26 protein-coding genes are annotated in these 22930 nt (G+C 61.4%); all 26 read left to right on the top strand.

The features are described 5' to 3' along the window. The first annotated feature begins 49 nt into the window (after positions 1-49). The 26 genes from DYL61_RS21890 (at position 50) to cspE (ending at position 22853) form a co-directional block, all read left to right on the top strand. A complete protein-coding gene (locus DYL61_RS21890; RefSeq protein ID WP_135310057.1) occupies positions 50-394 on the top strand; it encodes a flagellar protein FlaG in 345 nt (114 codons plus the stop codon). Positions 395-476: 82 nt separating this feature from the next. Then, positions 477-1841 carry a flagellar filament capping protein FliD gene (gene fliD, locus DYL61_RS21885; RefSeq protein WP_135310056.1) on the top strand — a complete coding sequence of 455 codons (1365 nt, stop codon included), beginning with the start codon at positions 477-479 and terminating at the stop codon, positions 1839-1841. Between the two features lie 120 nt (positions 1842-1961). Then, positions 1962-2351, top strand: coding sequence for a flagellar export chaperone FliS (gene fliS, locus DYL61_RS21880; RefSeq protein WP_135310055.1), 390 nt, complete (start codon positions 1962-1964; stop codon positions 2349-2351). Positions 2352-2376: 25 nt separating this feature from the next. Beyond that, on the top strand, positions 2377-2673 hold the full coding sequence (locus tag DYL61_RS21875; RefSeq protein ID WP_135310054.1) for a flagellar protein FliT: 297 nt from the start codon (positions 2377-2379) through the stop codon (positions 2671-2673). Between the two features lie 170 nt (positions 2674-2843). Then, positions 2844-4319: a sigma-54 dependent transcriptional regulator gene (locus DYL61_RS21870; protein WP_135310053.1), complete on the top strand. Its 1476-nt coding sequence runs from the start codon at positions 2844-2846 to the stop codon at positions 4317-4319. A 110-nt stretch (positions 4320-4429) separates the two neighbouring features. Next, the gene (locus tag DYL61_RS21865) at positions 4430-5641 is read left to right on the top strand and encodes a sensor histidine kinase (RefSeq protein WP_135310052.1); all 1212 of its coding nucleotides are present in this window, start codon (positions 4430-4432) and stop codon (positions 5639-5641) included. 6 nt (positions 5642-5647) lie between these two features. Next, positions 5648-7024 carry a sigma-54-dependent transcriptional regulator gene (locus DYL61_RS21860; RefSeq protein ID WP_135310051.1) on the top strand — a complete coding sequence of 459 codons (1377 nt, stop codon included), beginning with the start codon at positions 5648-5650 and terminating at the stop codon, positions 7022-7024. Positions 7025-7156: 132 nt separating this feature from the next. Next, on the top strand, positions 7157-7486 hold the full coding sequence (gene fliE, locus DYL61_RS21855) for a flagellar hook-basal body complex protein FliE (protein WP_105694861.1): 330 nt from the start codon (positions 7157-7159) through the stop codon (positions 7484-7486). Positions 7487-7502: 16 nt separating this feature from the next. Further along, positions 7503-9278, top strand: coding sequence for a flagellar basal-body MS-ring/collar protein FliF (gene fliF / locus DYL61_RS21850; RefSeq protein WP_105694862.1), 1776 nt, complete (start codon positions 7503-7505; stop codon positions 9276-9278). Then, on the top strand, positions 9271-10290 hold the full coding sequence (fliG, locus tag DYL61_RS21845; RefSeq protein WP_010563975.1) for a flagellar motor switch protein FliG: 1020 nt from the start codon (positions 9271-9273) through the stop codon (positions 10288-10290). The genes fliF and fliG overlap by 8 nt, the downstream gene beginning before the upstream one ends. A gap of 10 nt (positions 10291-10300) precedes the next feature. Further along, positions 10301-11065, top strand: coding sequence for a flagellar assembly protein FliH (gene fliH, locus DYL61_RS21840; RefSeq protein ID WP_135310050.1), 765 nt, complete (start codon positions 10301-10303; stop codon positions 11063-11065). Next, positions 11055-12413 carry a flagellar protein export ATPase FliI gene (gene fliI / locus DYL61_RS21835; protein WP_105694864.1) on the top strand — a complete coding sequence of 453 codons (1359 nt, stop codon included), beginning with the start codon at positions 11055-11057 and terminating at the stop codon, positions 12411-12413. Before fliH ends, fliI begins: the two co-directional genes overlap by 11 nt. A gap of 3 nt (positions 12414-12416) precedes the next feature. Continuing rightward, complete coding sequence (gene fliJ, locus DYL61_RS21830; RefSeq protein ID WP_135310049.1) at positions 12417-12866, top strand: flagellar export protein FliJ; 450 nt, start codon at positions 12417-12419, stop codon at positions 12864-12866. Positions 12867-13052: 186 nt separating this feature from the next. After that, a complete protein-coding gene (locus DYL61_RS21825; protein WP_105694866.1) occupies positions 13053-13358 on the top strand; it encodes an STAS domain-containing protein in 306 nt (101 codons plus the stop codon). Beyond that, positions 13355-15073, top strand: a complete 1719-nt coding sequence (locus DYL61_RS21820; RefSeq protein ID WP_135310048.1) for an ATP-binding SpoIIE family protein phosphatase — start codon at positions 13355-13357, stop codon at positions 15071-15073. The genes DYL61_RS21825 and DYL61_RS21820 overlap by 4 nt, the downstream gene beginning before the upstream one ends. Before the next feature lie 30 nt (positions 15074-15103). Further along, a complete protein-coding gene (locus tag DYL61_RS21815; RefSeq protein WP_135310047.1) occupies positions 15104-15448 on the top strand; it encodes an Hpt domain-containing protein in 345 nt (114 codons plus the stop codon). Between the two features lie 164 nt (positions 15449-15612). Next, positions 15613-16935 carry a flagellar hook-length control protein FliK gene (locus DYL61_RS21810; protein WP_135310046.1) on the top strand — a complete coding sequence of 441 codons (1323 nt, stop codon included), beginning with the start codon at positions 15613-15615 and terminating at the stop codon, positions 16933-16935. Between the two features lie 222 nt (positions 16936-17157). Then, positions 17158-17658, top strand: coding sequence for a flagellar basal body-associated protein FliL (gene fliL, locus DYL61_RS21805; RefSeq protein ID WP_135310045.1), 501 nt, complete (start codon positions 17158-17160; stop codon positions 17656-17658). A gap of 9 nt (positions 17659-17667) precedes the next feature. Then, positions 17668-18636 (top strand): flagellar motor switch protein FliM, encoded by a 969-nt coding sequence (gene fliM, locus DYL61_RS21800; protein ID WP_029292532.1) that lies wholly within the window; start codon positions 17668-17670, stop codon positions 18634-18636. Between the two features lie 38 nt (positions 18637-18674). Continuing rightward, positions 18675-19142, top strand: a complete 468-nt coding sequence (gene fliN, locus DYL61_RS21795) for a flagellar motor switch protein FliN (protein WP_135310044.1) — start codon at positions 18675-18677, stop codon at positions 19140-19142. 1 nt (position 19143) lies between these two features. Beyond that, positions 19144-19575: a flagellar biosynthetic protein FliO gene (gene fliO, locus DYL61_RS21790; protein ID WP_135310043.1), complete on the top strand. Its 432-nt coding sequence runs from the start codon at positions 19144-19146 to the stop codon at positions 19573-19575. After that, positions 19575-20318, top strand: coding sequence for a flagellar type III secretion system pore protein FliP (fliP, locus tag DYL61_RS21785; RefSeq protein WP_105694873.1), 744 nt, complete (start codon positions 19575-19577; stop codon positions 20316-20318). The genes fliO and fliP overlap by 1 nt, the downstream gene beginning before the upstream one ends. Before the next feature lie 4 nt (positions 20319-20322). After that, entirely contained in the window at positions 20323-20592 is a 270-nt protein-coding gene (gene fliQ / locus DYL61_RS21780; RefSeq protein WP_003214552.1) for a flagellar biosynthesis protein FliQ, read from the top strand. A gap of 4 nt (positions 20593-20596) precedes the next feature. Next, positions 20597-21382 carry a flagellar biosynthetic protein FliR gene (fliR, locus tag DYL61_RS21775; protein WP_105694874.1) on the top strand — a complete coding sequence of 262 codons (786 nt, stop codon included), beginning with the start codon at positions 20597-20599 and terminating at the stop codon, positions 21380-21382. A 3-nt stretch (positions 21383-21385) separates the two neighbouring features. Further along, positions 21386-22522 (top strand): flagellar biosynthesis protein FlhB, encoded by a 1137-nt coding sequence (gene flhB, locus DYL61_RS21770; protein ID WP_135310042.1) that lies wholly within the window; start codon positions 21386-21388, stop codon positions 22520-22522. Positions 22523-22643: 121 nt separating this feature from the next. Beyond that, positions 22644-22853: a transcription antiterminator/RNA stability regulator CspE gene (cspE, locus tag DYL61_RS21765; RefSeq protein ID WP_135310041.1), complete on the top strand. Its 210-nt coding sequence runs from the start codon at positions 22644-22646 to the stop codon at positions 22851-22853. Positions 22854-22930: the final 77 nt, after the last annotated feature.

Below are 22930 nucleotides of genomic sequence, written 5' to 3'. Positions count from 1 at the left end.
GAGGGTGCGTCTACGTGCCCTTCCGTTTTTTCAGTTTTGAGGTGACGACATGGACATGAGCATTAAGCTGAACGCGTCTTACCCGGCTGGCACCACGCAGGCTTCTGTCGCGGCTGCGACGCAAGTCAGCACAGCAAACGAGACGACCACTGGCTCCACTGCAGAGCCGCAGCGCATGGCGCTGGAAAAAGCAGTCACCGATATGCGTGAGTTCGTGCAGGCTTCCCAGCGAAACCTGGACTTTTCAATCGACGACTCCACCGGTCGTGTCGTGGTCAAAGTGATCGCCACCGACAGCGGTGAAGTGATTCGACAGATTCCATCCGAGACTGCGCTGAAATTGGCGCAGGACCTGAGCAAAGCCGGCAGCCTGTTGTTTGACAGCAAGGCTTGAGTTGGCACGAAACATGTTTCTGATTGCCGGATAGGCGACACTGCGCCAAGAAAGCGGCAGCCACAGGACAGGAGAAGAACAAATGGCGAGTTCAACGATTACCGGCCCGGGCTCGGGCTACGATACCCAAGGTATTGTGAAGGCGCTGGTGGCGGCTGAAAAAGCCCCCAAGCAGTCCCAGATCACCAAGGCGCAAGCCGATGCCACCACTCAGCTGTCGGCTGTTGGCTCGGTCAAGAGCGCGCTTGAAGCCTATCGGACGGCGATCACCAAGTTGAACAGCGCCGCTTCGTTCAACGGCCTGGCTGCCACCACCTCCGATGACAAGACCGTCAAGGCTACCCTCGGCGATGGCGCTTCCAGTGGCAAATACACCCTGGTAGTGGATAGCCTGGCCACCTCCTCGAAGGTCACCAGCAAATTGTTTACCGGTGCGGCTGCCGTAGCCAACCCTGGTGAAGAGAACCAGACGCTGACCATCAACCAGTCGGGCAAGAGCTACAACGTGATCATCACGGGTGGTTCGACCCTGCAACAGGTGCGAGAGTCTATCAATACCCAGCTGTCGGCCCAGGGTATCAGCGCCAACGTCCTGAGTGACGCCAGTGGTGCGCGCCTGGTAATCGGCTCCACTACCAGTGGTGTCGGCACAGATATCACCTTGAGCGGCGATTCTGATCTGGCGGCCAGCTACACGGCAGGCCCGGCTGCGCAGAATGCCAAGTACTCCATCGACGGTATTGCGATGGAGTCCACCAGTAACACCGTCACGTCTGCAATCAGCGGTGTGAGCCTGGAACTGGTTGCGCCGACGGAAGCCAACAAGTCGACCACCATCACTGTGGCCAGCAACCCGGCGACGTTGAAGACGTCGGTGCAGTCCTTCGTCAGCGCCTACAACACGCTGATGACCGCCATCAACGCGCAGACCAAGGTTACCGCCACCGGCGACCAAGCGACCACCACGGCCGGTGCATTGACCGGTGATGCGTCGATGCGTGACCTGGTGTCGTCGTTGCGCAGTGAGTTGGTCAATGGCTCCGGTAGCGGTGCGATCAGCAGCCTGTCGCAAATGGGCATTACCACTGATCAGAAAACCGGACTGCTGACCTTGGACGATAAACAGTGGGACGCGGCAGTCGCCAAGAACCCGACCGATATTGCCAAGCTGTTCACCGGTGACAGCGGTCTGATCTCGCGCATGAACAAAGCCACGGACAGTTATGTCGGGACCACCGGTACGCTCGCATCGCGGGTTACGGACCTGAATACCAAGTTCAGCGACCTGACCACCCAGCAAGCGGATCTGGATCGTCGTATGGACGCGTTGCAGCTCTCGCTGAGCGCCAAATACACCGCCATGGATACCTTGATTGCCAAGATCAACGCGAGCAGCTCCAGCATCATGACCACGCTCAACTCGCTGAACAATCCGAAGTCGACCTAAGGGGCAGGGCGGTGATCCGCCCCTCCCTGGCTTTCATAGACGTTAAAGTTTTTGGCGCTGCGGTCGAGAAACTGGTAAGCGCAAACCTACTCGCCAGCGGCGTTTTAACGAGGTAGCAAGATGAATCCGATGAGAGCCCTTCGCCAGTACCAGAAGGTCAATTCCCACGCTCAAGTGTCCGAGGCCAGCCCTCATCGCCTGATCCAGATGCTGTTGGAGGGTGGTCTTGATCGCCTGGCACAGGCCAAGGGTGCGATGTCTCGTGGTGATATCGCGCAGAAGTGCGTGCTGATCACCAAGGCGATCGACATCATCACCGGCCTGCGCCAGGGGCTGGATGAAGAGAAGGCTGAAGACCCGGCCGCTATCCAGCAGTTGGACAGCCTCTACGAGTACATGAACACGCGATTGGCCCAAGCCAACGCCAGCAACGATCCGGAAATCATCGACGAAGTCGCACGCCTGCTGATTACTGTGAAAAGTGGCTGGGATGCCATCGCTCCACAATAAGGCGCACCGCCTTGAGGTACACATCATGAGCCAAGCACTGCAACGCATCGATGACGCCCGCGAAGCCCTGATAGGTGCGTTGGCGGATCGCAATTGGGATGCCGTCGGCGAGCTGGATATGGGTTGTCGTGCGGCGATCGATGAAGTGCTCAGCGAGCCGCCGGTGGACGAAGATGCGCTGCGCGAGAAGCTGGAAAGCCTGCTGGCGGTTTATCAGCAATTGCTTGAGGTGACGACCGGCGAAAGACAGGCGATTTTCGAAGAGATGTCGCAGATCAACCAAGCGAAAAATGCGTCAAAGGTTTACCATCTGTTCGGCTGAATAGCCCCAGTTGGTCCGAACGGTGCGTCATATATTTGACTGTGCCAGCATTTTTGACTTAACTAGTGCTGTTTTCAGATTTCAGACGTCTAGTAAGGTACAAAGTCTTACAGGCGTCTCGATTGCCCTCACTCTGGGGCAGGAAGTTTTACTAGGGAAGTTGCTATTGCATGTGGCGTGAAACCAAAATTCTGCTGATTGATGACGATAGCGTTCGCCGCCGCGATTTAGCGGTGATTTTGAATTTTCTTGGCGAAGAAAATCTGCCCTGCGGCAGCCATGATTGGCAGCAGGCGGTCAGCTCATTGTCGTCGAGCCGTGAAATCATTTGTGTGCTGATCGGGACCGTAAACGCTCCTGGCGCTGTTTTGGGCTTGTTAAAGACACTGTCCACCTGGGATGAGTTCCTTCCGGTTTTGCTAATGGGCGATATTTCTTCTATCGACCTGCCGGAAGACCAGCGCCGCCGGGTGCTGTCCACCCTGGAAATGCCGCCCAGCTACAGCAAATTGCTCGACTCCCTGCACCGCGCCCAGGTCTATCGCGAGATGTACGACCAGGCCCGCGAGCGCGGTCGTCACCGCGAACCCAACCTGTTCCGCAGCCTCGTCGGCACCAGCCGTGCAATCCAGCACGTGCGCCAGATGATGCAGCAGGTGGCCGATACCGACGCCAGTGTGCTGATCCTTGGCGAGTCCGGCACCGGCAAGGAAGTGGTCGCGCGCAACCTGCATTACCACTCCAAGCGCCGCGACGGGCCTTTTGTGCCGGTCAACTGCGGGGCGATCCCGGCAGAGCTGCTGGAAAGCGAACTGTTTGGTCACGAGAAGGGCGCCTTTACCGGGGCGATCACCAGCCGTGCCGGGCGTTTTGAGTTGGCCAACGGCGGCACCCTGTTCCTCGACGAAATCGGCGACATGCCGCTGCCGATGCAGGTCAAGCTGCTGCGCGTATTGCAGGAGCGCACCTTCGAGCGTGTGGGCAGCAACAAGACCCAGAGCGTCGACGTGCGCATCATCGCGGCCACCCACAAGAACCTCGAAAGCATGATCGAGGTCGGCAGCTTCCGCGAAGACCTGTACTACCGCCTCAACGTATTCCCTATCGAGATGGCTCCGCTGCGTGAGCGCGTGGAAGACATCCCGTTGCTGATGAACGAACTGATCTCGCGCATGGAACACGAAAAGCGCGGCTCGATCCGCTTCAACTCCGCCGCGATCATGTCCCTGTGCCGTCACGGCTGGCCGGGCAACGTCCGCGAGCTGGCCAACCTGGTGGAGCGCATGGCGATCATGCACCCGTACGGGGTGATCGGCGTGGTCGAGTTGCCGAAGAAATTCCGCTACGTCGATGACGAAGACGAGCAACTGGTGGACAGCCTGCGCAGCGACATGGAAGAGCGCGTTGCGATCAACGGCCACACGCCGGACTTCGGTTCCACCGCCATGCTGCCGCCCGAAGGCCTGGACCTGAAGGACTACCTCGGCAACCTGGAACAAGGCCTGATCCAACAGGCATTGGACGACGCCAACGGCATCGTCGCCCGTGCCGCCGAGCGCCTGCGTATTCGTCGCACCACCCTGGTGGAGAAGATGCGCAAGTACGGCATGAGCCGCAAAGAAGGTGATGAACAGGCGGATGATTGACGCCTGTTTTTCAAGCCGCTGATTAATCAGCGGTTTTTTTTCGGCACGGGTATTGCTACAGCCCTCGCAACGTTCCGTTTAACTGACGGTCAGCCAAGCGAGAGAGCATGATGCCCCACGCCGCCCAACTATCTTCGGTCCCTGATACCCAGGGACCTGTCCCGACTGCAGAACAGCTGAGCCGTCACGGCCTGGAACAGGCCTTTTCGCTGTTCAACCAGATGTCGAGCCAACTCACTGACTCCTACAGCCTGCTGGAAGCCCGGGTCTCCGAGCTTAAAGGCGAACTGGCCGTGGTCAGTGCCCAGCGTATGGAAGAGCTGGCGGAGAAAGAGCGCCTGGCCAACCGTCTGCAAAACCTGCTGTCGCTGTTGCCCGGTGGCGTGATCGTCATTGATGATCAAGGCCGCGTGCGTGAGGCAAACCCGGCAGCCTGCGACATGCTCGGCCTGCCGCTGGAAGGCGAGCTGTGGCGCCACGTCATCACCCGCTGCTTTGCGCCGCGTGAAGACGACGGTCATGAAATCTCCCTCAAGGACGGGCGCCGCCTGTCCATCGCCACCCGTTCCCTGGACGCCGAGCCCGGCCAGTTGGTGTTGCTCAACGACCTGACTGAAACCCGTCACTTGCAAGACCAGTTGGCGCGGCATGAACGTTTGTCGTCCCTGGGCAGGATGGTCGCTTCTTTGGCGCATCAAATCCGAACGCCGCTGTCGGCGGCGTTGATCTACGCCAGTCATTTGACTGATGAGCAATTGCCGGCATCGACGCAGCAGCGCTTCGCCGGTCGCCTCAAGGAGCGCCTGCATGAACTGGAGCACCAAGTGCGCGACATGTTGGTGTTTGCCCGTGGCGAATTGCCGCTGACCGACCGCATCACGCCTTCCGAACTGATGCAGGCCCTGCAAGCGGCGGCCGCCACGCATATTCAAGAATCCCAAGTGCGCTGGCAGTGCGACAGCCACCTCGGCGAACTGCTGTGCAACCGCGACACGTTGGTGGGCGCCTTGCTCAACCTGATCGAAAACGCCACCCAGGCCAGCGGGCCCGGCGCGCGGCTCAAGGTGCACCTGTACAGCCGTGGGCAAACCCTGCGCCTGTGCATCAGCGACAGCGGCAGCGGGATTGAGCCGGCGGTGTTGCAGCGCCTGGGCGAACCTTTTTTCACCACCAAGACCAACGGAACCGGCCTGGGCCTGACCGTGGTCAAGGCCGTGGCGCGTGCCCATCAGGGAGAATTGCAGCTGCATTCCCGCTTGGGGCGTGGCACCTGTGCATTGATGACCTTGCCGCTGTTTTCAGGCGCGGCAAGCGCGGAGTAAACGAACATGGCAATCAAGGTTTTATTGGTAGAAGACGACCGCGCGCTGCGTGAAGCATTGGCCGACACGCTGCTGTTGGCGGGCCATGATTACCGGGCGGTGGGTTCTGCCGAGGAGGCCTTGGAAGCGGTCGAGCAAGAGTCATTCAGCCTGGTGGTCAGCGACGTGAATATGCCGGGCATGGACGGGCACCAGTTGCTCGGCTTGCTGCGTGCACGCCAGCCGCAGTTGCCGGTGCTGTTGATGACCGCCCATGGTGCGGTGGAGCGGGCGGTCGACGCCATGCGCCAGGGCGCGGCGGACTACCTGGTCAAACCCTTTGAGCCAAAAGCCTTGATCGAACTGGTGGCGCGGCATGCCCTGGGCGTGCTCCCGGCAGTCGAAGGCGAAGGCCCGATTGCCTTCGAGCCGGCCAGTGCGCAATTGCTGGAGCTGGCCGCCCGCGTGGCGCGCAGCGATTCCACCGTGTTGATTTCCGGCGAGTCCGGCACCGGCAAGGAGGTGCTGGCGCGCTATATCCACCAGCAATCGAGCCGCGCCAAGCAACCGTTTATTGCGATCAACTGCGCGGCGATCCCCGACAACATGCTCGAAGCCACCCTGTTCGGGCATGAAAAAGGCTCGTTCACCGGCGCCATCGCGGCCCAGGCCGGCAAGTTCGAACAGGCCGACGGCGGCACCATCCTGCTCGACGAAATTTCCGAAATGCCCCTGGGCCTGCAAGCCAAGCTGCTGCGGGTGCTGCAAGAGCGTGAAGTAGAACGTGTTGGCGCGCGCAAGCCGATCCAGCTGGATATCCGCGTGGTCGCCACTACCAACCGCGATCTGGCGGGTGAAGTGGCGGCGGGGCGCTTCCGTGAAGATTTGTTCTATCGGTTGTCGGTATTCCCGCTGGCCTGGCGTCCATTGCGTGAGCGCCCGGCGGACATCATCCCGCTGGCCGAGCGCCTGCTGAACAACCACGTCAAAAAAATGAAGCACGCCCAGGCGCGCCTGTCGGCCGAGGCCCAGGCCTGTCTGATCGGCTATCCGTGGCCGGGCAATGTGCGGGAATTAGACAACGCCATTCAGCGCGCGCTGATTTTGCAGCAGGGCGGTTTGATCCAGCCCCAGGATTTCTGCCTGGCCATGGGCAGCGGCGCCGCGCCACTCCCCGCCTTGGCGCCTGCGCCGGTGGTGGCCGAGGCGGAATCGGCCGGTGCCTTGGGCGACGACCTGCGTCGCCGTGAATTCCAGATGATCATCGACACCCTGCGCGCTGAACGTGGCCGCCGTAAAGAGGCCGCCGAGCGCTTGGGGATAAGCCCACGCACCCTGCGCTACAAGCTGGCGCAGATGCGCGATGCCGGCATGGACGTGGAAGCGTATCTGTTCGCTACCTGATCGGTATCGAGAACGACAAAGTTTGTCGCCTTTTCTTACGGATTGATACAGAGCTGGCACCCTTGTTGCTACCTCCCTGGGTAATTGCGGCGTAGCGTCAAAAAACATGCGGGTTGTCGGAGAGAGAAGGTCATGAGCCAGGGTATTGAGTTCAATCGGTTGATGTTGGATATGCGCTCCATGCAAATGGAAGCCATGGCACAACCGAAATCCGTCGCGCCAGCGCCGGAATTGGGCCAAAGCAGTTTTGCCGACATGCTGGGTTCGGCGATCAATAAAGTCAGTGATACCCAGCAAGCCTCCAGTCAGTTGGCCAACGCCTTCGAAATCGGCAAGAGCGGCGTGGACCTCACCGACGTGATGGTCGCCTCGCAAAAGGCCAGCGTCTCCTTCCAGGCCTTGACCCAGGTGCGTAACAAGCTGGTTCAGGCTTACCAAGACATCATGCAGATGCCGGTTTAAGGACGAGATTTAAGTCATGGCAGAAGCAGTCGTGGACAACGCACCCGCCAAGGCAGACGGCAAGCCGCCGCTGTTTGGCCTGTCGTTCCTGGAAAATCTCTCCGAAATGACCATGTTGCGTCAGGTGGGCCTGATGGTCGGCCTGGCGGCCAGCGTGGCGATTGGTTTTGCCGTGGTGTTGTGGTCGCAGCAACCCGATTACCGGCCGCTGTACGGCAGCCTGGCGGGCATGGATTCCAAGCAGATCATGGAAACCCTGGCGGCCGCCGATATCGCCTACACCGTAGAGCCCAACTCCGGCGCCTTGCTGGTCAAGGCCGACGACGTGGCCCGTGCGCGCATGAAGCTCGCAGCGGCTGGCGTGACGCCGTCCGACAGCAACATCGGTTTTGAAATCCTCGACAAGGACCAGGGCCTGGGCACTTCCCAGTTCATGGAAGCCACCCGCTACCGTCGTGGCCTGGAAGGCGAGTTGGCCCGCACCATCTCCAGCCTGAACAACGTCAAGGGCGCCCGCGTGCACCTGGCCATTCCGAAAAGCTCGGTGTTTGTACGTGATGAACGCAAACCCAGCGCTTCGGTATTGGTGGAACTGTTTGCCGGCCGCTCCCTGGAGCCTGGCCAGGTCCTGGCCATCGTCAATCTGGTGGCGACCAGCGTCCCCGAGTTGAGCAAGTCGCAAATTACCGTGGTGGACCAGAAGGGCAACCTGCTGTCCGACATGGCCGAGAACTCGGCGCTGACCCAGGCCGGCAAGCAGTTCGACTACAGCCGCCGCATGGAAAGCATGCTGACCCAGCGTGTGCACAACATCCTGCAACCGGTACTGGGCAACGACCGCTACAAGGCCGAAGTCTCCGCCGATGTGGATTTCAGCGCGGTCGAGTCGACTTCCGAGCAGTTCAACCCCGACCAGCCGGCCTTGCGCAGTGAGCAGTCGACCAACGAACAGCGCACCGCCAGCAATGGTCCGCAAGGTGTGCCGGGCGCCCTGAGCAACCAGCCGCCAGCCCCGGCCACGGCGCCGCAAACCACCGGTGGCGCTGCCGCTACTGCGGGCGCGATCCAGCCAGGCCAGCCGCTGCTGGACGCCAATGGTCAGCAGATCATGGACCCGGCCACCGGCCAGCCCATGCTCGCGCCGTACCCGTCGGACAAGCGTAACCAGTCCACCAAGAACTTCGAGCTCGACCGTTCCATCAGCCACACCAAGCAGCAACAAGGCCGCGTCAATCGCCTGTCGGTGTCGGTGGTGGTCGATGACCAGGTCAAGGTCAACCCTGCGGACGGCGCCATTACCCGTGCCCCATGGAGCGCCGACGAATTGGCGCGCTTCACCCGCTTGGTGCAGGACGCCGTCGGTTTTGACGCCAGCCGTGGCGACAGTGTCAGCGTGATCAACATGCCGTTCTCCGCCGAGCGTGGCGAAGTGATCGCCGAAGCGGCGTTCTACACCCAGCCGTGGTTCTGGGACATCGTCAAGCAAGTGCTGGGGGTGTTGTTCATCCTGGTGCTGGTGTTCGGCGTGCTGCGTCCGGTGCTCAACAACATCACCGGCAATGGCAAGAAACAGCTGGCCCTGGCCGGTGGCGACGTCGAGTTGGGTGGCATGGGCGGCCTGGACGGCGAACTGGCCAACGACCGCGTGAGCCTCGGCGGCCCGCAAAGCATCCTGTTGCCAAGCCCGAGCGAGGGTTACGACGCTCAGCTGAACGCAATCAAGAGTCTGGTGGCAGAAGACCCGGGCCGTGTGGCCCAGGTCGTGAAAGAGTGGATCAACGCAGATGAGTGATAATCGAGCCGCTGTTGCCAAGCTCACCAAGGTCGATAAAGCCGCAGTCTTGCTGCTGTCCCTCGGTGAAACCGACGCCGCCCAAGTGCTGCGCCATATGGGCCCTAAAGAGGTCCAGCGCGTCGGCGTGGCCATGGCGCAGATGCGCAATGTGCACCGTGAGCAAGTCGAACAGGTGATGAGCGAGTTCGTCGAGATCGTCGGCGACCAGACCAGCCTGGGCGTCGGCTCCGACAGCTACATCCGCAAGATGCTCACCTCGGCCCTGGGCGAAGACAAGGCCAACGGCCTGATCGACCGCATCCTGTTGGGTGGCAACACCAGCGGCCTGGACAGCCTCAAGTGGATGGAACCGCGCGCCGTTGCCGACGTGATCCGCTACGAACACCCGCAGATCCAGGCCATCGTGGTGGCCTACCTCGACCCGGACCAGGCCGGTGAAGTACTCGGCCACTTCGACCATAAAGTGCGCCTGGACATCATCCTGCGCGTGTCGTCGCTGAACACCGTGCAGCCGGCGGCGCTGAAAGAACTCAACACGATCCTGGAGAAGCAGTTCTCCGGCAACTCCAACGCTTCGCGCACCACTTTGGGTGGTATCAAGCGTGCGGCCGACATCATGAACTTCCTCGACAGCTCGGTCGAAGGCCAGTTGATGGACTCGATCCGCGAGATCGACGACACCCTGTCCGGCCAGATCGAAGACCTGATGTTCGTGTTCAACAACCTCTCCGATGTCGACGACCGTGGCATCCAGGCGTTGCTGCGCGAAGTCTCGTCCGACGTGCTGGTGTTGGCCCTCAAGGGTTCCGACGAAGGCGTCAAGGAGAAGATCTTCAAGAACATGTCCAAACGTGCTTCCGAGCTGTTGCGCGACGACCTCGAAGCCAAGGGCCCGGTACGCGTCAGCGACGTGGAAACCGCGCAGAAAGAAATCCTCACCATTGCCCGCCGTATGGCCGAAGCCGGAGAAATCGTTCTCGGCGGGAAGGGCGGCGAAGAAATGATCTAAGGCGCCTGGCATGTCGAACAAAGATGAGGCGCCCAGCGATCTGATTCGCGCACGGGATGTCGGCGGGTTCGACATCTGGTCGTTGCCCAGCTTCGACCCCCATGTGCCGGAGCCCGAGCCTGAGCCGGTGGAAGAGTTGCCGGTGGAATCCGAAGAAGTGCCGCTGGAAGAAGTCCAGCCACTGACCCTGGAAGAGGTGGAGGCCATCCGTCAGGAGGCCTACAACGAAGGCTTTGCCGCTGGTGAAAAGGACGGGTTTCGCAGCTCTACCCTCAAGGTGCGCCAGGAAGCTGAGGCGGCGCTTGGCGTAAAGCTGGGTAGCCTGGAGCGGCTGATGCGCGGCTTATTCGACCCGATTGCCGAGCAGGATTCGCAACTCGAAAAAGCCATGGTTGGCCTGGTGGAGCACATCGCCCGCCAGGTGATCCAGCGTGAACTGGTGCTGGACTCCAGCCATATCGAAAGCGTGATGCGCGAGGCCCTCAAGCTGCTGCCCCTGGGCGTCGGCAATGTGCGGCTGTACATCAATCCGCAGGATTTCGAACAGGTCAAAGCCCTGCGCGAGCGCCATGAAGAAACCTGGCGCATCGTCGAGGACGCCGCGTTGCAGCCTGGTGGTTGCCGCGTCGAGACCGAACACAGCCGCATCGATGCCACCGTGGAAACCCGCATCAGCCAGATCATGGCCAAGTTGCTGGACCAGGCTCACGAACAGGTGTTGAACCCCGCCGAGCCTGACCTGAGCGTGGACCTGGACGCCCCCGATGCGCCTTGATCGCACCAGCTTCGCCAAGCGCCTGGGCAGCTACGCCGAGGCCACCGAGTTGCCGGGCCAGCCGATCCTCGAAGGGCGCCTGTTGCGCATGGTCGGCCTGACCCTCGAAGCCGAAGGCCTGCGCGCTGCCATGGGCAGCCGCTGCATGGTGATCAACGACGACAGCTATCACCCGGTGCAGGTCGAAGCCGAAGTGATGGGCTTTTCCGGCAGCAAGATTTTCCTGATGCCCGTGGGCAGCCTGGCGGGTATCGCCCCCGGTGCCCGCGTAGTGCCGTTGGCCGACACCGGCCGCTTGCCCATGGGCATGAGCATGCTCGGTCGTGTGCTGGATGGCGCCGGTCGTGCGCTGGACGGTAAGGGCGGCATGAAGGCCGAAGATTGGGTGCCGATGGACGGCCCCACCATCAACCCTCTCAACCGTAACCCCATCAGCGTGCCGCTGGACGTGGGCATTCGCAGCATCAACGGATTATTGACGGTGGGCCGTGGCCAGCGTCTGGGCCTGTTTGCCGGTACCGGCGTGGGTAAGTCGGTGTTGCTGGGCATGATGACGCGCTTTACCGAGGCCGACATTATCGTGGTGGGGCTGATCGGCGAGCGGGGCCGTGAGGTGAAGGAATTTATCGAGCACAGCCTCGGCGAAGAAGGCCTCAAGCGCTCGGTGGTCGTCGCATCCCCCGCGGATGACGCGCCCTTGATGCGTTTGCGCGCCGCGATGTACTGCACGCGCATCGCCGAATATTTTCGCGACAAGGGCAAGAACGTTCTGTTGCTGATGGATTCGTTGACCCGTTTCGCCCAGGCCCAGCGGGAAATCGCCCTGGCCATCGGCGAGCCGCCAGCCACCAAAGGTTATCCGCCGTCGGTGTTCGCCAAACTGCCGAAGTTGGTGGAGCGCGCCGGTAATGCCGAGGCCGGTGGTGGTTCGATCACCGCGTTCTACACCGTGCTGTCCGAAGGCGATGACCAGCAAGACCCGATTGCCGACTCGGCGCGGGGCGTGCTCGACGGTCACATCGTGCTGTCGCGGCGCCTGGCCGAAGAGGGGCATTACCCGGCCATCGATATCGAAGCGTCCATCAGCCGGGTGATGCCGTCGGTGGTTACGCCGCAACATATGGCCCGTGCGCAGCAGTTCAAGCAATTGTGGTCGCGGTATCAGCAGAGTCGCGACTTGATCAGCGTGGGCGCTTATGTGGCCGGCGGTGATCGCGAGACCGACCTGGCGATTGCCCTGCAACCGCAACTGGTGACCTACCTGCGCCAGGGGCTTAACGACAAGATCAGCATGGGCGAAAGCGAAGCGCACCTGGGTTCGATCTTCGCCCCGGCCCCGGGGGGCTAAGCCATGGCCAGTACCCGTTCTTCACGCCTGGCGCCGGTGGTCGACATGGCCGAGAAAGCCGAAAAGACCGCGGTGCAGCGCCTGGGTTATTTCCAGGGCCAGGTGCGGTTGGCCGAGAGCAAGCTGGGCGACCTGGAGCGCTTTCGCGGAGAGTATCAGCAGCAATGGATCGAGCGCGGCACTCAAGGCGTGTCGGGGCAATGGCTGATGGGTTACCAGGGCTTTCTCAACCAGCTTGAGACGGCGGTGGATCAGCAGCGCCAGAGCCTGGCGTGGCACCAGACCAACCTTGATCGCGCGCGGGAGAGCTGGCAGGCGGCGTTTGCACGGGTCGAAGGCTTGCGCAAGTTGGTGCAGCGCTATATCGATGAAGCGCGGGCGGTTGAGGATAAGCGTGAGCAGAAGTTGATGGATGAGTTGTCCCAGCGTCTTCCACGCCAATCGCAGTACTAACAGCCTTGGCAGTACTAAAAATGTGGGAGGGGGCTTGCCCCCGATAGCGGTGGGTCAGCTACGAATGCAGTGACTGACACACTGCCATCCGGGGCAAGCCCCCTCCCACATTTGATTTGTGGTGTTGCCCGCATTCGGTTCACCTGCTAAACCTTGTGTCATTGCCAATGACAAGGAAGCAGTCGCATGTCAGTCGTTCCTGAAGTGTCCCCGGACGGGAAAAAATTGACCATCGCCATCAAGGGCCGGTTTGATTTCAGCAGTCACCAGCATTTTCGTGAAGTCTACGAACGCATCTACCCCAAGCCCGACGCCATCGTCGTGGACTTGAAAGAAGCCACCTACCTCGACAGCTCCGCCCTCGGCATGCTCTTGCTGCTGCGCGATCACGCCGGCGGTGACGACGCCGATATCCGCGTGATCAACAGCAACTCCGATGTGCGCAAGATCCTCGGTATCTCCAACTTCGACAAACTGTTCGACATCAGTTGAGCGGCCTGGCCCCCATTCCTGAGTCGCTGACCATCCTGATCGCCGAAGACAGCGCCGCCGACCTGTTGCTTTTGTCGACCATCGTGCGGCGCCAGGGCCACCAGGTACTGACTGCCACCAACGGCGCGCAAGCCGTGGAGGTGTTCACCCGCGAGCGGCCGCAATTGGTATTAATGGATGCGTTGATGCCGGTGATGGACGGTTTTGAGGCCGCGCGACGCATCAAGCAATTGGCGGGGGAGGCGCTGGTGCCGATCATCTTCCTCACCTCCCTGCGCGAGAGCGAAGCCCTAGCCCAGTGCCTGGATGCCGGTGGTGATGACTTCCTGCCCAAGCCCTACAACCAACTGATTCTCGCGGCGAAGATCAACGCCATGGACCGCCTGCGTCGCCTGCAAGCGACGGTATTGCAGCAGCGCGACCTGATCGCCAGGCATCACGACTACCTGCTGCATGAGCAGCGGGTGGCCAAGGCGGTGTTCGACAAGGTGGCGCACTCCGGTTGTATCAACGCCGCGCCGAATATCCGCTACCTGCAATCGCCCTACGCGCTGTTCAACGGTGACCTGCTGCTGGCGGCCTACACGCCGTCCGGCGACATGCATGTGTTGCTTGGCGATTTCACCGGTCACGGCTTGCCGGCGGCGGTGGGGGCGATGCCCCTGGCCGAAGTGTTCTACGGCATGACTGCGAAGGGCTACGGTTTGGCGCAGACCCTGCGGGAGATGAACGCCAAGCTCAAGCGCATCCTGCCGGTGGACATGTTCTGTTGCGCGACATTGTTGTGCCTGAGTGCGCAGCGGCGGGTGGTCGAGGTGTGGAACGGCGGCATGCCCGACGGCTATGTGCATGAGGTCGCCAGCGGCAAGCGCACGCCGTTGGTGTCGCGGCATTTGCCGTTGGGCGTGTTGTCGGCCGAGGCATTTGATGACCGCACCGACGTGTGGCCGATGGCGCTGGGCGACCGGGTGTTCCTGCTGTCTGACGGGGTGCTGGATACTGCCGACGGCAATGACCAGTTGTTCGGCGCCGCACGCTTGCAGCAGGTATTTGCCGCCAATCGAGAGCCCGACCGGTTGTTCGAAGACATCGAGCAGGCCCTGGCCGCGTTTCGTGGTGAAGCGCGGGATGACGTGAGCATGGTGGAGATCACGCTGGCGTCGGACCTGTCCTTGCATTCGTCGGGGCCGGTGTATGCCGACAGCGGCCAATCGTCGCCGGTGGATTGGGCGGTGAGTTTCGAGTTTCGCGCCGAGACGCTCAAGTGCTACAACCCCTTGCCATACCTGCTGCAATTGCTGCTGGAGATCCACGGGCTGCGCGGCCAGAGCGGGGCGCTTTATAGCGTCATGGCCGAGTTGTATTCCAATGCGTTGGAACATGGCGTGCTGGGCCTGGATTCGCGGCTCAAGCGTGATGCCCACGGGTTTGCCGAGTATTACCGCCAACGTAATGAGCGGCTGGCGCAGTTGGACAGCGGCTACATCCGCGTGCATGTGGAGGTGGTGCCCATGGCGGCGGGCGGCAAGATGATCCTGCACATTGAAGACAGCGGCGCGGGGTTTGACGTGGAAAAAATGCTGGCGCGGCCTGTGGATATCGACCGCCTGTCAGGTCGAGGCTTGAGCCTGGTACGTCAGCTGAGCAGCGCGGTAGGCTGGTCCGACGGCGGGCGCAGTGTCTGCGTGGAGTTTTGCTGGGAGGCTCTGGCATAATCCGCCGATTCTTGATCAAGGAGCGAGCAAGTGGTTGATATTCATCTGGACCCGCAAGTGTTGTCGGGTTTGCAGGAGGTCATGGAAGGCGAGTATCCCAAGTTGCTCGATACCTTTCTCGATGATTCGCAAAAGCGCGTCGAAGCGCTGCGCAAGGCGCGGGACGATGCCCAGGCGCTGGGGCGGATTGCCCATAGTTTCAAGGGCAGCAGTGGCAACCTTGGGGCGGTGCGGTTGGCGCAGTTGTGTCAGCGGCTCGAGGCTGAGTCGGTTGAGGCTGCGGCGGACCTTGGGGCGTTGGTGGATCAGATTGATCGGGAGTTTGCGGTGGTTCGGCCGATGTATGAGTTGGAGCGGCAGCGGTTTGGGGTTTGAGCTCGCGCCTTAGAGCAGACCGGTCAGGTGGGTCGTTCAGAGATCAAATGTGGGAGGGGGCTCTCATACATGTAGAAAGCGCAATCCCCCAAAAACCTGGCCCAACTCTTGCTCTACCTCCAGTTACTGCATCCCCGATCCCCATGCAGTGGAGACCTTTACCTATGCCAGTCGCCCCGAATTCGCTCCTTCAGGCTGCCCCCGCGGCCAAGCCTCAAGCGCCCGCCGCCAATCAACCGGTGGCGGCTGCGGACCCACGGGACAAGGGCCCTGGCTTCGCTCAGGTGTTCGCCAACCAGGGTCCAAAACCCTCGGTCAAGACTGACGAAAGCACGGCCAAACCCTCGCGTGACAAGCCCGCCGACACCAGCGCCAAACCGGCTGCCAGTGACGACAAGCCTGCCGCCAACAAGCCAGCGGTTGCCGATAGCGGCAATACCTTGCCTGCCAAGCCCGACGACAGCGCCAACAAGGACGACGACGCTCCCGTCGACCCGACCCTGGCGCAACAGCCGCCGACTGATCCTGTCGTGGATCCGGCGATCATTGCCGCCGTCACCCCGGTGGCCGTGCCGGTTCCGGTGGAAACCCCGACGCCAGCCCCAGTTGCCAAGGATGACAAGGCCCAGCCAGTCGCCACCGCGCCGGTTGCTGCAACCGACGAAGCCACGCCAGCCTTCGATCCCGAAGCCGACCCGCTGGATGCCATGCCCACCGTGCGCCTGGCCATGGAGCAGGGTGGTCACGTGTCGGCCAGCAGCCAGGCCCCGGTCAAGAGCGCACCGCCGCCGGCCCTGGATCAGCCGACCGCCGCGCAGAATTTCGCCGCTGGCCTGGCCAATATGGTCGACCAGCAGGCCACCAAGGACAGCACCGATGGCGGCGACAAAGCTTTCAGCGGACTGATCGAAGACGGCCTCAAGGACTTGAAGAACGCCAGCAGCGACACGCGCGTGGATGACTTCGCCAACCGCCTGGCCGCGCTGACCCAGGCCGCCACGCCGAAGACCGCCAATGCCTTGCCGCCGGTGACCAACACGCCACTGGCCATGCACCAGAGCGGCTGGACCGACGAAATCGTCAACCGCGTGATGTACCTGTCCAGCGCCAACCTCAAGTCGGCGGAGATCCAGTTGCAACCCGCTGAATTGGGTCGCCTGGATATCAAGGTCAACATGACCGCCGACCAACAGGCCCAGGTCAATTTCATGAGCGCCCACCCGGTGGTGCGTGAAGCGCTGGAAAGCCAGTCGGGTCGCTTGCGGGAAATGTTCGCCCAGCAGGGTATGGGGCAGGTGGATGTGAATGTGTCAGACCAGTCCCGTGGCCAGGAGCAGCAACAGCAGCAGGCGCAGACACAAGGTGTGCGTGGTAATGCTGGGCGTGGCGGGGATAGCGACAGTGGTTCCCATGTCGAGGTCGCTGAAGCGGTCGCACCAGTGACATCTACTGTGATCGGCTCCAGCGCCGTCGACTACTACGCCTGACCCTAAGCCTGGCCCAGGACAAAATGTGGGAGGGGGCTTGCCCCCGATGGCGGTGTGTCAGCAGCAAATTTCTTGACTGACCCACCGCTATCGGGGGCAAGCCCCCTCCCACATTTGATTTGTGTTGCCCCATAGTCTCCGATTGCCAGACAACTCTGGCATAACACTTGCTCTTGCCTTTCCGTAGATCTATGAATCCCCGAATAGTGACGGATTATTGGCATGGCGAAGAGCGACGACGCAGCAAAAGCACCCGCAGGCAAAGGCAAGCTCAAGCTTATCCTGTTGATAGTCGTAGGCCTGCTCCTGGCCATCGGCGCCTCGGTGGGTGGCACTTGGTACATCATGCACAGCAGTGCCAGCAAATCGGCCCCCGCCGCCGAAACCGCCACTAACGTCAAGCAACCGGCAATCTTCGAACCGATGCTTCCGGCCTTTGTCGCCAACTTCAATCAAAACGGTCGTCAACGCTACCTGCAGGTGAGCATCACCTTGCTGGCGCGTAACCCGTCGGACCTGGAGGCCCTCAAGGTGCACATGCCAGTGATCCGCAACAACCTGGTGATGCTGTTCTCCGGGCAGAGCTTCGACACCCTGGCCACCCCGGTGGGCCAGGAAATGCTGCGCCAGAAGGTCACTGCCAGCGTGCAGGAAGTGGCCCAGAAAGAGCTTGGCAAAGTCGTGGTCGAGCAGGCGCTCTTCACTAATTTCGTATTGCAGTAGGAACACGACATGGCCGTGCAAGACCTGCTGTCCCAGGATGAAATCGACGCGTTGCTCCACGGCGTCGACGACGGTCTGGTACAGACCGAAATGGCTGCCGAACCCGGCAGCGTCAAAAGTTATGACCTGACCAGCCAGGATCGCATCGTCCGTGGGCGCATGCCGACCCTGGAGATGATCAACGAGCGTTTCGCCCGTTATACCCGTATCAGCATGTTCAACATGCTGCGCCGCTCGGCGGACGTGGCGGTGGGCGGCGTGCAGGTGATGAAGTTCGGTGAATACGTGCACTCGCTCTACGTGCCCACCAGCCTCAACCTGGTCAAGATCAAGCCGCTGCGCGGCACTGCGTTGTTCATCCTCGACGCCAAGTTGGTGTTCAAGCTGGTGGACAACTTCTTCGGCGGCGACGGCCGTCACGCCAAGATCGAAGGCCGTGAGTTCACGCCTACCGAGCTGCGGGTGGTGCGCATGGTGCTGGAGCAAGCCTTCATCGACTTGAAGGAAGCCTGGCAGGCGATCATGGAAGTCAACTTCGAGTACATCAACTCGGAAGTGAACCCGGCCATGGCCAACATCGTCGGCCCCAGCGAAGCCATCGTGGTGTCCACCTTCCACATCGAACTCGACGGCGGCGGCGGCGACCTGCACGTGACCATGCCGTATTCGATGATCGAGCCGGTGCGCGAAATGCTCGACGCCGGTTTCCAGTCCGACCTCGACGACCAGGACGAGCGCTGGGTCAAGGCCCTTCGCGAAGACCTGCTGGACGTCGATGTACCGCTGAGTGCCACCGTGGCCCGTCGCCAATTGCGCCTGCGGGACATCCTGCACATGCAGCCGGGGGATGTGATCCCGGTGGAATTGCCGGACGAACTGATCATGCGCGCCAACGGCGTGCCGTCGTTCAAGGTCAAGCTGGGTTCCCACAAGGGCAACCTGGCGCTGCAAGTGGTTGAGCCGATCAACCGCCGCTAATCCCTATTTATGAATGTTTGCTTCGCCGAGGACATGTAATGGCTACCGAACACGAAAACACTTCCGCCGAAGACCAGGCCCTGGCTGACGAATGGGCGGCTGCCCTGGAAGAAACCGGCGATGCTGGCCAGGACGATATCGACGCGCTGCTGGCCGCTGACGCCGCCACCGCGCCGGCGGGCAACCGCCTGCCGATGGAAGAATTCGGCAGCATGCCGAAGAACACCGACCCGGTAAGCCTCGACGGCCCGAACCTGGATGTGATCCTCGACATTCCGGTATCGATCTCCATGGAAGTGGGCAGCACCGAAATCAACATCCGCAACCTGCTGCAACTCAACCAGGGGTCGGTGATCGAGTTGGATCGCCTGGCCGGTGAGCCGCTGGACGTGTTGGTCAACGGCACCCTGATTGCCCACGGCGAAGTGGTGGTGGTCAACGAGAAGTTCGGCATCCGCCTGACCGACGTGATCAGCCCGAGCGAACGCATCAAGAAGTTGCGCTGATATGAAACGGCTGATGGTAGGACTGTTGGCGACGCTGCCATTGGACGTTCTGGCGGCGGAGCCCGTGGCGCAGGCGACGGCCGCCGCCCCGGCGAGCCTCGGCGGGCAACTGACGCAGTTGGTGCTGGGCCTGTTGCTGGTGGTCGGCTTGATCTTCGTGCTGGCCTGGGTGATGCGCCGCGTGCAGCGCGTCGGCCCGGGCAATGGCCAGGTGATCGAGCTGGTCGGCTCCCGCGCCCTCGGCCCACGTGATCGGCTGGTGCTGGTGCAGGTGGGTGAGGAACAGATCCTGCTGGGCCTGACGCCGGGGCGTATCACCCCGCTGCATGTGCTCAAGACCCCGGTGAATGTGGATTCGTCCCAACCCGCCACGCCAGAATTCGCCCAGCGCCTGATGGAGTTGCTGGGCAAGGATCAGAAGGATAAGAAGTAATGCGCGTTTTATTGACGCTCATGCTGTTGCTGGCCGCGCCGCTGGCGATGGCCGCCGACCCGTTGTCGATCCCGGCGATCACCTTGGGCACCAATGCGGCGGGCGCGCAGGAGTACTCGGTCAGCCTGCAGATCCTGCTGATCATGACCGCGCTGAGCTTTATCCCGGCGTTCGTCATGCTGATGACCAGCTTTACGCGGATCATCATTGTGTTCTCGATCCTGCGCCAGGCCCTGGGCCTGCAGCAGACGCCGTCGAACCAGATCCTCACCGGCATGGCGCTGTTCCTGACGCTGTTCATCATGGCGCCGGTGTTCGACAAGGTGAACCAGCAAGCCCTGCAACCGTACCTGGCGGAAAAACTCACGGCCCAGGACGCCATCGACAAGGCTCAGGGCCCGATCAAGGATTTCATGCTGTCACAAACCCGCTCCAGCGACCTTGAGTTGTTTATGCGTTTGTCCAAGCGCACCGACATCGCCACCCCGGATCAGGCGCCGCTGACCATCCTGGTGCCGGCGTTCGTCACTTCGGAATTGAAGACTGCATTCCAGATCGGCTTCATGATCTTTATCCCGTTCCTGATCATCGACCTGGTGGTGGCGAGCGTGCTGATGGCCATGGGTATGATGATGCTGTCGCCGCTGATTATTTCGTTGCCGTTCAAGATCATGCTGTTTGTGCTGGTGGACGGCTGGGCGCTGATTATCGGCACGCTGGCCGGCAGTTTCGGAGGGGTATAGCGCCATGACGCCAGAAGTCGCCGTCGACCTGTTCCGTGAAGCGCTGTGGCTGACCACCATGATGGTCGCCGTGTTGGTGGTGCCGAGCCTGTTGGTCGGCCTGCTGGTGGCGATGTTCCAGGCCGCGACCCAGATCAACGAACAGACCTTGAGCTTCCTGCCACGTCTGCTGGTGATGCTGATCACCCTGATCGTCGCCGGCCCGTGGCTGGTGCAAACCTTCATGGAATACATCCTGCAGTTGTACGGCAGTATTCCGCAGTTGATCGGCTGACCCGATGCAGTCTTTGTTGGCCTTGACCGACGTCCAGATCAGCACCTGGGTGGCGTCTTTCATCTTGCCGCTGTTTCGCGTGACGGCGATGCTGATGGCCATGCCGGTGTTCGGCACGACCCTGGTGCCACGCCGCGTGCGCCTGTATTTCGCAGTGGCGATTACCGTGGTGATCGTGCCAGGGTTGCCACCGATGCCGCCGGTCAATGCCATCGACCTGAGTGCGCTGCTGCTGATTGCCGAGCAGATCCTGATCGGCGCCATGCTGGGGTTTTCCCTCACGTTGTTTTTCCAGGCGTTCGTGATTGCCGGGCAAATCATCTCGATCCAGATGGGCATGGGCTTCGCGTCCATGGTCGACCCTACCAACGGCGTGTCGGCGGCGGTGATCGGGCAGTTCCTGACGATGCTGGTGACCTTGCTGTTCCTGGCCATGAACGGCCACTTGGTGGCGTTCGAAGTGCTGACCGAGAGCTTCACCACCTTGCCGGTGGGCTCGGGGCTGGTGGTCAATCACTTCTGGGAAATGGTCGGACGCCTCGGTTGGGTATTGGGCGCGTCGCTGTTGCTGGTGCTGCCGGCGATCACCGCGCTGCTGGTGGTCAATATCGCGTTTGGCGTGATGACCCGTGCGGCGCCGCAGTTGAACATCTTCTCCATCGGCTTCCCCTTGACCCTGGTGTTGGGCATGGGGATTTTCTGGATCGGCCTGGCCGACATTCTCAATCAGTATCAACCGCTGGCGACCGACGCCTTGCAGTTCTTACGTGATCTGGCACGGGCGCGCTAAGCCATGGCCGAAAGCGAGAGTGGTCAGGACAAAACAGAAGACCCCACGGAGAAACGTAAAAAGGACTCCAGGGAAAAGGGCGAGATTGCGCGCTCCAAAGAGCTCAACACCTTCGCCACTATGATGGCCGGAGCGGGCGCCTTGCTGATCTATGGCGGTGGCCTGGCGCTGGATCTGATGGAGCTGATGAAGCTCAACTTCACCTTGCCCCGCGAAGTGCTGCTCAGCCCCGGCGCCATGGGCCAGTACCTGCTGCACTCGGGCAAAATCGCGATCCTGGCGGTGCAGCCGGTGTTGATCACCTTGCTGCTGGCTGCGCTGATCGGCCCGGTGGCCTTGGGCGGCTGGCTGTTTGCCGCCGGCAGCATGGCGCCCAAGTTCAGCCGGATGAACCCGGGTGCGGGGCTCAAGCGCATGTTCTCGGCCAAGGCGTTGATAGAGCTGCTCAAGGCCTTGGCCAAGTTCATCCTGATTCTGGTCGTGGCGCTGGTGGTATTGACGTCGGACATTGATGACCTGTTGCGCATCGCCCATGAACCGCTGGAGTCGGCGATCATCCACAGCGTGCAGGTGGTGGGCTGGAGCGCGCTGTGGATGGCCCTCGGGCTGATCATCATCGCGGCCATCGATGCACCGATCCAGCTGTGGGAAAGCCACAAGAAACTGCTGATGACCAAGCAGGAAGTGCGCGACGAACACAAGGACCAGGAAGGTCGCCCCGAGGTCAAGCAACGCATTCGCCAACTGCAGCGGGAAATGTCCCAGCGCAAGATGATGGCCTCGGTGCCCGACGCCGACGTGGTCATCACCAACCCGACCCACTACGCCGTGGCCCTCAAGTACGACCCGGAGAAGGGCGGCGCGCCGATGTTGCTGGCCAAGGGCAGTGACTTTACCGCGTTGAAAATCCGTGAGATTGCGGTGGCCAACGACATCCTGCTGTTGGAGTCGCCGGAGTTGGCGCGGTCGATCTTCTATTCCACTGAACTCGACCAGGAAATCCCGGCCGGGCTTTACCTGGCCGTGGCCCAGGTGTTGGCGTATGTCTATCAGATTCGCCAATACCGGGCGGGCAAGGGCAAGCGGCCGGATCCGCTCAAAGACCTGCCGATTCCGCCGGAATTGCGCCGCGACGCCTGATTGGCTAGTCATTTAACGTATAACCGCTCGTCGTAAACCGCTCCCTACCTGTCAACTTTGACAGTAGCCAGCCCGTGCACGGCTGCGTTTGACTAGGCAAAAGAGCAGTGGGAGTAAGGCGATGGCAAAGGCAGCGGGCACGGTTAAATGGTTTAACGCGGAAAAAGGCTTTGGGTTTATCACGCCGGAGGGGGGCGGCTCCGATATCTTTGTCCACTATTCCTCAATCCTGAGTGATGGCTTTAAAACCCTCGAAGAAGGGCAGCAGGTGGAATACGAGGTCAAGGAAGGTCAGAAGGGGCCTCAGGCCGATGATGTGCGGGTGATCTGAGCCGCGCACGGTCTAAGTGTGGGAGGGGGCTTGTCCTAATGCCTGTCAGTTAAGGAAGCAGCAGATGAGCGGCTTTC

The sequence above is a fragment of the Pseudomonas nabeulensis genome (genome assembly GCF_004682045.1).
Classification (GTDB): domain Bacteria; phylum Pseudomonadota; class Gammaproteobacteria; order Pseudomonadales; family Pseudomonadaceae; genus Aquipseudomonas; species Aquipseudomonas nabeulensis.
This window is presented reverse-complemented; position numbering and strand designations above follow the sequence as displayed.